Origin of the sequence: Elizabethkingia miricola, from assembly GCF_001675285.1 — a bacterium.
Classification (GTDB): Bacteria; Bacteroidota; Bacteroidia; order Flavobacteriales; family Weeksellaceae; genus Elizabethkingia; species Elizabethkingia miricola.
This window is the reverse complement of the sequence record NZ_LSGQ01000003.1, coordinates 312,399-324,752: the sequence shown is the minus strand read 5'-3', so window position 1 is coordinate 324,752 and position 12,354 is coordinate 312,399. Positions and strand designations below refer to the sequence as shown.

At 35.3% G+C, this 12,354-nt stretch carries 6 protein-coding genes; 2 read left to right on the top strand and 4 right to left on the bottom strand.

The genetic code is table 11. From position 1 onward, the window contains the following. Positions 1-8 precede the first annotated feature (8 nt). Entirely contained in the window at positions 9-2,573 is a 2,565-nt protein-coding gene (locus tag ATE49_RS04405) for a M1 family aminopeptidase (RefSeq protein ID WP_065081214.1), read from the bottom strand. 162 nt (positions 2,574-2,735) lie between these two features. Here ATE49_RS04405 and ATE49_RS04400 point away from each other — a divergent pair, with 162 nt between their 5' ends. Next, positions 2,736-4,895 carry a S9 family peptidase gene (locus ATE49_RS04400; RefSeq protein ID WP_065081213.1) on the top strand — a complete coding sequence of 720 codons (2,160 nt, stop codon included), beginning with the start codon at positions 2,736-2,738 and terminating at the stop codon, positions 4,893-4,895. 53 nt (positions 4,896-4,948) lie between these two features. On the opposite strand, the gene argS is transcribed toward ATE49_RS04400, so the two are convergent. From argS to ATE49_RS04385, 3 genes are all read right to left on the bottom strand, one after another. Beyond that, positions 4,949-6,712, bottom strand: coding sequence for an arginine--tRNA ligase (gene argS / locus ATE49_RS04395; RefSeq protein WP_065081212.1), 1,764 nt, complete (start codon positions 6,710-6,712; stop codon positions 4,949-4,951). A 360-nt stretch (positions 6,713-7,072) separates the two neighbouring features. Beyond that, on the bottom strand, positions 7,073-8,515 hold the full coding sequence (locus ATE49_RS04390; RefSeq protein ID WP_065081211.1) for a SusD/RagB family nutrient-binding outer membrane lipoprotein: 1,443 nt from the start codon (positions 8,513-8,515) through the stop codon (positions 7,073-7,075). A gap of 19 nt (positions 8,516-8,534) precedes the next feature. Then, complete coding sequence (locus tag ATE49_RS04385; protein ID WP_065081210.1) at positions 8,535-11,549, bottom strand: SusC/RagA family TonB-linked outer membrane protein; 3,015 nt, start codon at positions 11,547-11,549, stop codon at positions 8,535-8,537. A gap of 238 nt (positions 11,550-11,787) precedes the next feature. On the opposite strand from ATE49_RS04385, the gene ATE49_RS04380 reads away from it, so the two are divergent. After that, positions 11,788-12,312 (top strand): hypothetical protein, encoded by a 525-nt coding sequence (locus tag ATE49_RS04380; protein WP_065081209.1) that lies wholly within the window; start codon positions 11,788-11,790, stop codon positions 12,310-12,312. The last annotated feature ends 42 nt before the right edge of the window (positions 12,313-12,354 follow it).

Below are 12,354 nucleotides of genomic sequence, written 5' to 3'. Positions count from 1 at the left end.
CATAACTTTTATTTTACCAGTTTTTGGGCTCTTCTCAGGTTTTCAGTCGCCTGCAAGATTTTATTCTTCAGTATCGAATTATAATCAGGGTTTTTCTGAATAAACTGATTGACAACAATAAGTGCTTCAGGATTCTGGTAGCTGCTAAAGGTAGAACGAAGCCAGTTATCCGGGAAAAAGATATCTCCCGTTTTCTGTATTTCCTGCAACAAGTCTAAAGTTTCCGGCAGATAATTAACAGAAACCTGCTGTCTTAACGGATGGTGTAAATATCCCAGTGCAGCACCAACAGCCGATTCATTGGATCTGTTTTGCTTTTCTGCAAGGCTATTAAAAAATTCGTCCCGAATCTTTTTATCTGAAGAAGCAGCTTTCATTATAATTTTAAAACGGTTAATTCGATCAGGATTTTTAATTCTGGTTAATTGCTCCTGTAAAAGATCGCTATTGTTATTATTTCGCAATGATAAAGCCAGCGCAAGACTTGTAAAGTCCTCATCATTTAAAGTAATACCTTGTGGTACAGTCTGCGTCTTCCATATTGTATACAAATTATCGTATGCCTTTTTAGACTGAAAAATTCCCTGATAACAGTCGAACAAATTCTTTTTATTATTAACTGCGGCCTGTTTCTGTAAAGCATTCCAAACAATATTTTCTAAGCCTTCAGATTCTTTATTTCTTGTACTTTCAGGTAGAAACCCCCAATATATTCCGGAAATATATCCTGTGATAAGTCTCAGGTTAAGTTCAGTACTTTCCTTTTGTAGTTGCCCTGCAAAAAAATGCAATAATTCCTGTGGCGCAATACCTGATCCGCCCAGCATATTTTCGTACAATGAAATATAAGCACTGGCTCTACTCACAGGGTCTTTTATCAATGAGAAACCTCTCATTAAGTCTTTATCAACTTTGAACACTCCATAACCTATTCCCGATGAATTTTGAAGAACAAATAAAGGTTTCTGCTTTCCTTTTAATTCAGGTATATCCTGTTGCTTTTCGGAAAGCTTTACATCAACTTTTTCTATTTTATCAGGATAAAATAAACTAATCTGAAATTCTTGTGGCCAGAGTTTCTGGACTTCTCCATGCTCCGGATGTTGGGTGATTGTAAAGTACCCAATCTTATCTCCATTATATTTTACTTTATAGTCAATAACTGGTCTCCCTGGTTCATTCACCCATACTTTATTCCAGCTTTGCAGGTCTTCGGGTGTCTGGTTATCCAAAATTGTAATAAGATCCGGCCACGTAGCATTGCTGTAAGCATATTTTCTCAGGTATTCACTTACTCCTTTTCTAAAATTTGCTTCACCTATCAACAATTCCAACTGGCGCATCATAATAGGAGCTTTATTATAAATAATCGGACCATACATCATTCCTGCATTTTGCAGGTTATCCAGAACCTGACGGATAGGATTAGCACCTATAGTCCGGTCTACAGAGTAAGCCGCCGGGAAATGTGTTGTCAGAAATTTCAGATCATAAATACTTTTATCTGAAGAGGCTCCTGTACTTTTGTCTGCCATAAAATTGGCAAAAACTTCTTTCGTCCACACATCATTAAACCAATCCATGGTCACCATATCCCCAAACCACAGATGGGCAACTTCATGAGCAAGAAGATTAGAACGGTTATTCAGCTGGCTTTGCGTTGCATTTTTATCTAAAAATAAAGTAGAGTTCTGAAACAGGATTGCCCCGGGATGCTCCATGCCTCCAAATTGGAAATCAGGAACAACAACCAATCCATGTTTCTGGAAAGGATACTGAATACCTGTCCACTTTTCATAATAAGCAAGTGAATTTCTGTAAATATTATAAATAGAATCCATACTATTTTTAATCTTTACGGAATCGGTTTCACGATATAGCATACCAGCATCCTGTTGCCCTATCTTTTCTTTGAAATATTTAAAATCTCCGGCTGCAAAAGAAAACAGATATGTTGGTAATAAATCCGACTGGGCAAAGCTCATTTTTTTTCTTCCCTGATTCACGGAAGTTTCTTTTAATATTCCGTTAGCCATAGCATTCCACTTTTCAGGGATTGTTAATGTTAAAGAATAATTTGCTTTCAGGTTAGGCTGATCGAAGCACGGAAACATGGTTCTCGCACGATCCGGCACAAACAGTGTGTACAAATATCCATCGCGTCTGTTCAGTGCTGAATTACCTGCTAAAAATTTAAAAGTAATCTGGTTAAGTTCTGATTTCAGATACTTCTGATCTATTAAAATATGTTCATTTTCTAAAACAGGCTTTATAGCTTGTCCATTTACAGTTACCGACAATAAAGAAGCTGCATTTTCTTTGAAATCTATTTGTAATGGTAATTCACCCTGTTTCTTATAATTGAAAGTCAAATTTTCGGTTCCCGAAATTCTTTCGGTTTTGTTTTCAGGAATATCCAGGTCTAACTCGTATTTAATATCGCTTAATGTACTTTTTCTAAACTGAGCTAATTCATAAGATACACCAGACTCAACTTTTAGACTGGGCTTTATTTGGGCATTATAGCAACTGCTGAATATGATAAAAAATGATGTGAGTAAACCTGTTTTCATAGCTTAAAGATAAGAATTGAATTGGAATTACTGAGTAAAGGAGAGTAGAGAAAATAGAGTACAATTAGTCTGAGTATTAATTAATATCAAATCACCAACCATTTTATTAAATTATTAGCATTCATATTACGATATTTGTTTTTCTAATTAACTAGTAATAATATGAAGTATTCAAAATTGGCTCTGATTGCATTAGGGTCGGTATCTGTTTCTATGTTTTACGCTCAGGATTCTGTTACCGTTGCAGATTACAGAAGAGCAGAAAGCAGATTGTTTTATAAAACCGCACCTCTGGTCCGGAATGTAATGAATGGACCTATATGGGATAAAGATGGTAAAAGCTTTAAATATACCAAAACTTCATCAGCAGGCGATCTCACTAATGTTAATGTTGTTCTCGAAAAAAAGACTAAAACTGAAGCAGTAATTCAGACTGTTCAAAGAAATTCCAACTCTCCAATCACACCGCCACAAAGGAAAAACAATAAACCTGGCGTTCTTTCTCCCGATGGAAAGAAACTAGCTTACATTGATAATTACAATCTGTGGATAGAAGACACAGCCACTCATGATAAAAAGCAACTGACCACTGACGGAATAAAAGATTTTGGATATGCTACTGATAATGCAGGTTGGAAGCACAGTGATGCTCCTATACTAAGATGGTCACCTGATTCCAAAAAGATTACTACTTTTCAGATGGATGAAAGGAATGTAGGCGAAATGTATCTGGTAACCACTAATGTCGGACATCCACAATTAAAAGCATGGAAATACCCTCTACCTGGAGACACAGTTCTTCCGATGTTGCACAGAGTTGTTATAGATACTGAAAACGGTGGTTTAGTTCGTTTCAAAATGAAGCCCGATTTTCACAGAGGAACACTTAGTGATGATATTGCTGCCAGCGGAACTTTTGATGACATCGACTGGAACCCGAATGGTTCAGAAGTTGCCTTTGTATCTACTTCCAGAGATCACAAAAATGCAAAATTAAGAATTGCCAATACTAAGGATGGTTCTATCCGTGAAGTTTTTGAAGAAACCGTTGCTACCCAATTTGAATCCGGACGTAATGCAATCAACTGGCGTTATTTACCTACAACAAATGAAGTATTATGGTACTCCGAAAGAGATAATTGGGGACATCTTTATCTATATGATGCTAAAACAGGAAAACTGAAACATCAGATTACTAAGGGTGACTGGCTTGTAGCCAATCTGTTAAAGGTAGATGAGAAGAACCGGAAATTATACTTTACAGCAGCGGGTTTGCAAAAAGAAAACCCTTATTTTATTTCTTTCTGTTCAATCGACTTTTCCGGAAAAAATTTCAAAAACCTGACTCCAGAAACAGGTACTCACCAAGTTACACTTTCTCCAGACGGTGCACATTTCATAGATCAATATTCGCAACCTAATATAGCTCCGGTTTCTTTAGTTAAAAAACTGGATGGTATGAAAGTAATGGATTTGGAAAAGGCAAACTTAACAGCTTTGGAAGCTACCGGCTGGAAAGCGCCGACGCCTGTAAAACTAAAAGCTGGTGATGGTGTGACTGATGTTTATGGTCTTCTCTTCCAGCCTAGTAATATTGTTGCCGGTAAAAAATATCCGATTATCGATTATATATATCCGGGACCACAAGGAGGAAGTGTTGGAAGCTGGGCATTCACTGCATCTAAAGGAGATAACAATGCACTTGCTGAATTAGGTGCCTATGTTTTGGTTTTGGAAGGAACCAGCAATCCATATCGTTCAAAATCTTATCATGATATGAGCTACGGAAATATGTCTATCAATACCTTACCTGATCAAATCGCTGCCATTAAACAACTTGCAGCAACATATCCTATAGATGTGGACAAAGTTGGTATCTGGGGACATTCTGGCGGAGGCTTTGCAACTGCTGCAGCTATGTTCAGATATCCGGATTTCTTTAAAGTTGGTATTTCAGAATCTGGTAATCATGATAACCGTAATTATGAAGATGACTGGGGTGAGAGATATAACGGGCTTGTAGAAAATTCGGACTATGCATCTCAGGCCAATCAGCTCTATGCTAAAAACCTGAAAGGTAAATTACTTATTGCACACGGTATGATGGATGACAATGTACCACCATACAATGCTCTTTTAGTAATTGAAGCTTTGGAGAAAGCTAATAAAGATTATGATTTCATTGCTTTTCCTAACAGTGCCCATGGTTTTGGGGAACACACTTATTATATGATGAGACGCCGTTGGGACTATTTTACAGCTCATCTCTTGGGTAAGAAACATCCGAAAGAATTCTTACTGGGACCTAATAAGACAAAATAAACACTAAAAAACCTGCTAAAAAGCAGGTTTTTTATATTTAAAATCTCAATAAATTACATTCTGTTGACAGTTCCTATTCCTAAAAGCTCTAATGCTTTCTGAATGATATTTCCAGTTACTTTGGAAAGTTTCAGGCGAAGTTGTTTTGCATCTTCATTATCCTGATTAAGAATAGGATTATTCTGATAAAAAGAGTTATATGATTTCACCAAATCATATACATAGTTTGCTACCTGCGCAGGGCTTAATGTTTCAGCAGCTTTAGCAATTACTTCATTAAACTGAGAAGCCATTACTAGTAATTCTTTCTCAGAAGCATTTAGCTGATAGCTCTCCGAAATATTACCTTCTTTATATTCTGCTCTGTTCAATAAGGATTGAATTCGTGCATAGGTATACTGGATAAATGGCCCTGTATTACCATTGAAATCAATACTTTCAGCCGGGTTAAATAATATTTTTTTCTTCGGATCAATCTTCAAAATATAATACTTCAAAGCACCAAGGCCTACCGTTTCATAAGATTTCTCTTTATCTTCTTCCGTAAGACCTTCCATCTTACCTAGTTCCTGTGCTTTTTCTTTTGCAGTAAGGTACATTTCTTCCATTAATTCATCCGCATCGACAACAGTACCTTCACGGGATTTCATTTTACCATTAGGAAGTTCTACCATTCCGTAAGATAAATGATGTAAATGATCTGCCCATGAATATCCTAACTTCTTAAGTACCAAAAACAGTACCTGGAAGTGGTAATCCTGTTCATTTCCTACTGTATAAATTAACTGCTGAATATCATTATCTTTAAAACGCTCTACCGCTGTTCCTAAATCCTGAGTCATATATACAGAAGTTCCATCGGAACGCAGTAATAATTTCTGATCCAGACCATCCTCTGTAAGGTCTATCCATACTGAACCGTCATCTTTACGGAATAAAATGCCTTTATCCAGCCCTTCCTGAATAATATCTTTCCCAAGAAGATAGGTATTACTTTCATACTGACGCTGCTCAAAATCGACTCCCATACGCGCATAGCTCTCATTGAAACCTTTATACACCCAAGCGTTCATCATTTCCCAAAGCTGACGTACTTTTTCATCACCATTTTCCCAGTCCAGTAACATTTTCTGAGCTTCCAGCATTATCGGAGCCTTCTTTTTAGCTTCTTCTTCTGTTACTCCCTGAGTTTTTAGATCCTCAATCTGCTTTTTATATTCCTGATCGAATCTTACATAATAGTTACCAACCAGTTTATCACCTTTCAGCCCTGTTGATTCAGGAGTCTCACCGTTTCCAAACTTCTCCCATGCCAACATGGATTTACAAATATGAATACCACGGTCATTGATAATCTGAGTTTTAATTACATTATAACCTGCAGCTTTCAATATCTGTGCAACAGAATAACCTAAAAGGTTGTTTCTTACGTGACCTAAGTGCAATGGTTTATTGGTATTCGGAGACGAATACTCTACCATGATAGTTTCTTCCTTTGCAGGAAGTGTTCCTAAATCATCACCTAAATTCTGAACCTGGCCGATAAAAAAATCATTTTTCAGAGAAAGATTTAAAAAACCTTTCACAACCTGATAGGACCTGATATAATCAGTAGCTGCTATAAGTCCTTCACCCAATTCCTGTCCCAATGCGTCTGGACTTTTCCTCGCTTGTTTTACAAGCGGAAAAATCACTACAGTGAAATCTCCTTCAAAATCGGTTTTATTCTGCTGAACTTCTAGTGCAATACCTTCTAACTGGTATTTCTGCTGAATAATTTCAGTAATTTGATCCTGAATCTGTTTTTTTATCTCCATTCTTAAAATAGTTGTAGCTGCAAATTTACGAAATAAAAAAAGGCCTTCAATAAGGCCTTATTAATTTATCATCCTGGATATCCCGGATTTAAACAATTAGGATCATATCCATATCTACATTTTTTTGTATCAGGGTTCCAACCAAGACAACATGTTGGTGCCATTCCACCTCCTATAACTCTTAATTCATCCCGATTTAATGCTTTTAGATTTTTCATAATAATATTTTTTATTTGGTTTAAATGACAAATGTCATGTTTTATTTTCTAACAACAAAATAATTCACACAATTTTGAATAATTATAGTTTACAAATAAAAAAACCGCCCGAAGGCGGTTTAGTTATTGTTTGAAATAAATATTAATTTTTATCCCAGAAAAGTTTAGTTGACGCTTTATCTCCTCCAATCTTAGAAGCGGCAGCACTAACATTTGTTTTGTTTAGTGTATACTCCTGATCAGAATATGGCATTCTTACCGGAAGTCCATCAATTTTAGATGCTGGTGGGTTAACCAAAGACTTTGGATAATCCAATCTTCTTGTAAAATTCCATGTTGATAGGCCTTTATTAAACAAACCAATATAAGCTTCTTCACCAATGGATTTCTGCCAGTTTGTAGCATCAAATGGATTTGCCACTAAATATGCCGCTGCTGAAGAACCTATACCACTTTCAGTCATTGATGCTGTAACTGCACTTGCATAATAAGTGGCAGCTGTTCCTCCAACAGAATAACCACGAGCTGCTGCTTCAGCTAAAAGAAATTGAACTTCAGTATAGCTCATTAGAGTAGCAGGGCCAGTTTTACTAGTAAAGAAACCAGTGAATACAGATAATGTAGGGGAAGGTAATGCTGGAGAAGAAGAAGATCCATATATACCTCCTGCATATTTATCTGTTGTCCCATTTAAAGGTAAAAACCATACAGCTCTTCTTGGGTCATTTTTAGCATTCATTAAATTAATTACTCTGTCTGATGGAACGAAATCAAATCTACCAGTCCCAATAACGTCATCATATAATGGATTAAAGAATGTTGTTCCATCAAATGTTAACTGGTAATTATCAGACGCTGTCAGAAGACCTGAAGCATATGCTTCTTCCGCATATTTCTTAGAAGTAGCAGGATCAACATCTGCAAGATTCATAGCTAATCTTAGCTTTAATGAATTAGCCATTTTTTTCCATTTACCCATGTTGCCTTTATATACTAAATCTTCTGAAGTATATCCTGAAGCAGAGAGATCAATTTTTGCAATAGCATTATCAATTCTCTTGAATAAATCCATATATATCGCTTTTGCGTCATCGTATTTAGGTGAAAATGCATTACCAGCCGCATTTAAGGCTTCTGTATAAGGTACATCTCCAAAAGTATCTACAAGATTTTCCCAGGTATAAATAGAAGATAACTCTAGTGTTACCCATTTATTATTCTTCACTGCCGGCGTATTCACTTCTCCTTCAAGATTCTTCATACCTTGATTAAAGTTATTAAGTGTATATACCATCATTCTGTTATAATGGGCCCTTGATTGATTATTCGTTGTTAAATTGTAGTTAGACTCATCGGTATAAGTTACTTCAGACCATTGTTGTGTGAAAAATCTATAGTTATTATTAAATACACTTCCTGAATACATATAATAAAACTCCTGATTTGTTCCCATCGCTAATAAGGATCCTGAAGGCAGTACTGATGGGTGCTTAGGATCTGTGTTCATAGATGATATATCTCCTTCGCAAGAGGTAATGGATAACACCACAGCAAGTACAGATACTATATTTATTATTTTTTTCATGTTTTCTATTTATAAATCATTAAAATTTTGCAGTTATGCTAAATCCGATATCTCTGGTTGCTGGTAAAGAACCAACTGAATAACCATAACCTCTCACTGAATTTGTACCATTTGTAGCACCTGTAGAGACACCTCCGCCGACCATTGCTTCAGGATCTGCATAAGGAAGATTTTTATGAATAATCCACAAATTACGTCCAACTAAAGAAAGTCTTAATTCATTTAGGAATGTTCCTTTTAAGACAGATTTTGGAAGGCTATAAGAAATATTTGCCTCTCTTAATTTTATGAACGATCCATCATAAATAAATCTAGACTGAGGCATTACTCCATATCCATCATATGGACTGTTATTTGCAACTACAACAGGCGTTGTATTTACTTTTCCATCTGGATTAACACCAGGAAGAACTTGTGGCTGATTTCTGTAATCACCTGTCTCTTTATACATACCTGTAGCTAACCCATAATACATATCATTTGAATAAATATCCCCTCCTTTTCTAACATCAATTAAGAATCCGAAGGATAAATTACCATATTTAAAAGTGTTTCTTACACCTCCAGTCCATTTAGGCATTACATTTCCTATAACCTGATTTGGATTGACAATATAAGCTCCCGTTTTTGGGTCAATCAATTTATTTCCATTTGCGTCATAGGTAAAATCTCCTCCTCTTAGAGTTCCCCAAGTTTCTCCCTTCGTCGCATTTAACGAAACACCTCCCTGGAACGTTCCAAGTTGATAGTTCGAAATACCTTCTAATAAATCAACTACTTTATTTCTATTCTGCCCCCAGTTGAAATCAACATTCCAAGTGAATTTATTATTTCTTACAGGCACAACACCTAACTGAACTTCAACTCCATAGTTGTCAATTCTTCCAGCATTAACTACTGCAGATAATAACCCTGCACCTGAAGAAATCGGCAATGATATAATTTGATTTAATGTTTTAGTTTTGTAATAAGCAACATCAAAGGTTAGCCTGTTGTTAAATAATTGAGCTTCTGTACCAAATTCAAATTCTTTCGATCTTTGGGGCTTTAAATTTGCATTTGGCAACACTGTTTGGCTTCCAAACATTGGAACTCCTGAGAATGATCCGGCAGCTACATAATAAGGCATTAATTGATATGGATCCGCTGTTCCTCCTACTTCTGCATAATTACCTCTTATTTTCCAGAAATTTAACCAGTTAGTTTTTATAAGCTGAGAAAGAATAACAGCACCCGTTATTGAAGGATAACTATATCTGGCAGCATTTGCTGGTAGTGTAGAACTATTATCCCTTCTGTATGTAGCATCTATATAATATGTCTTGTAAAAGTCCAAAGAAGTCGTCACATAAAGACCTTGTGTCTGCGTACGATACTCTGTTTCTAATGGAGCTAATACTGGTGATCTAGAATTCCCTAGGTTATACAACCCCGGAACAGTCAATCCTCCTTCAGTAGAATTATAAATAGAGCTATAATTGTTTCTTCTATTATTAGCTCCCACAACTCCCGATATACCAATATTATCAGTAATATTAAACTTATAATTCACTATCAAATCAAGGTTAATCTCTCTTGAGGTAATATTGTTTCTCTCATATCCGGAGCCAACTGGATTATTACCAGTACCAAACCTCAATGGAACAGAACCAACAGCTACTCTGTTTTCGAAAAGTAAATTTGTATTGTCTATAGTTGCCTTACCAGTAACAGATATATTCTTGCTTACATCATAGGTAAGAGATGCATAACTGAATATTCTTGTTCTATCATCACTCTGATAATTCTGATAACGCTGAAAATAAGGATTGTTGTGGTAAGCTGCTGTACCATCAGTAGCTGATTTTCTATTCCAGCTAATATTTTGCTCATTATTATTGAAATAAGCATCTCTTTGTGCTAAAACATCCACATTAGTTTGCCACCATTGTCTGAACAAACTCATCAGGTTACCACCACTATATCCGGTTTCATTTCTACCTACAGTATTCTGAAGTGTTAGTGTTGCATATACTGTAGAATGCAATTTCGGAGTAAAATCATAATTAACCTTAGTGGAAACTGTATTTTTTTTCAAATCAGAGTTTGGATATAAACCATTAGAAAGCATATTATCATAACTTAGCATAAAGTTTAGTCCTTTTGTTCCTTTCTCTAATGATATACTGTTCACATAAGTTATCGGATTTTGCAAAAACTTAATTGGTCCATTCTTAGCAGCGACCCAAGGAGTTGCTTTTCCGTAATTAGGACTGGTAGGAAGAAAAGAATCCCATTGATATACTAATTGATTTGGGTCAAAAGCTGGTCCCCATGATGCATCTTCACCGAAGTTTGCATAATATTTACCATCCGGAGCTGTTCCGTAATACCATGAATTAGGTTTGCCAGAACCTTTATTTCCTGCACCATAGCTTGTTTGATATTCCGGGAAAGTAGATTTATCAATAAAACCAGCCTGGATACTGCTATTCAGTGTAACTCCCCAAGAAGTATCATCTTTACCTTTTCCATTTTTAGTTGTAATAACAATAACTCCATTAAGTCCTCTTTCACCATATAATGCAGAGGCAGCTGCTCCTTTCAGAACGTTAATTGACTCTATATCATCCTGGCTAATGTCTGAAAGAGCATTTCCTAAATCATATCTTGTTGCAAAAGTACTGGAGTTATTAACAGGGGATCCATCTATTACAATTAGAGGGCTACTCCCTCCAAGAGATTTCACTCCTCTAATTACCATACTAGCACTTCCTCCAAAGTTTGCATTAGTATTTACAGTTAAACCTGCAACCTTACCCGAAAGCTGAGAAGCAATATTTCCAGTATTGGTTGTTCCACCCGTTAGAGCATCTGCTTTTACTTCTTGAGAAGCATATCCCAAGGATTTTTTCTCTCTTTTAATACCAAGAGCAGTCACTACAACCCCCTCAATATCTTTTGTTTTTGCAGAGTCTTGTTTCTTCTGAGCATTGACAAATACAAAAGAAGAAGACAAAACCACTACCAAAACACTGTTAGTTAGTTTCTTCATATCAAATTAAATTTTAACTTTTACAAATATGTAAAAGTTTATTAACATGACAAAATAAAAAATTAACAATAAATTAACTTTTTCACAAACAGTATGAATTTATCCGGGAATAGAAAATCAGAAAACTTCATAGAACCCTATCTTTTTTACATTAATTTTATAAATTATACTTTATTAATAAAATGTCATTTACAAACAATATTTATTATAAATTTGGGTAATCATTAAATAAAAAATTATGAAACACAACATCACAATCTTATTAATATTCGCTTCTTTTATTGGAGCATATGGGCAAGCATCAGGAGTCGGAACCTGGACAACCACAGTTCAAGGACCAATTGCACCTACTGCTAGTAATACAGTAATAGAAAATCAGAGAAACCAAAATTACATTAACCGTAATAGAGATAAAAATTATGCAGAGTTATCTAATTATAATGATTACCTAAAAGTAAAAGAAAGTCTTGGAGACAAACCAAAAAAATTAAAAGAACAAGTTTTAAATTTCATTTATCTTAATGAACAAGATAAAATCCAATTAGACAAAGAAATGGAAAAGCTGACAACAAAAAAGCTGATTATAGAAAAAGATTTATCACAAATATCTGATAAAACATCAAACAAGTATACAGAATCATCAAAAAAACTTGCAAGCATTAATCATGAAATTGACAAACTAAACAGCTATCTTAAACAAAATGCCGAAGAAAATAATAAACTCTCTCAAGAGTATTATAAATTACCTCAGGATAAAAAATAAAATTTTATACTACTAATAAAAAAATAACTTTCTCCGTGGAGA

Excerpts from the sequence above, each read along its gene's own strand:
- ATE49_RS04405 (WP_065081214.1), bottom strand. The coding sequence starts at position 2,573 with ATGAAAACAGGTTTACTCACATCATTTTTTATCATATTCAGCAGTTGC.
- ATE49_RS04400 (WP_065081213.1), top strand. The coding sequence starts at position 2,736 with ATGAAGTATTCAAAATTGGCTCTGATTGCATTAGGGTCGGTATCTGTT.
- argS (WP_065081212.1), bottom strand. The coding sequence starts at position 6,712 with ATGGAGATAAAAAAACAGATTCAGGATCAAATTACTGAAATTATTCAG.
- ATE49_RS04390 (WP_065081211.1), bottom strand. The coding sequence starts at position 8,515 with ATGAAAAAAATAATAAATATAGTATCTGTACTTGCTGTGGTGTTATCC.
- ATE49_RS04385 (WP_065081210.1), bottom strand. The coding sequence starts at position 11,549 with ATGAAGAAACTAACTAACAGTGTTTTGGTAGTGGTTTTGTCTTCTTCT.
- ATE49_RS04380 (WP_065081209.1), top strand. The coding sequence starts at position 11,788 with ATGAAACACAACATCACAATCTTATTAATATTCGCTTCTTTTATTGGA.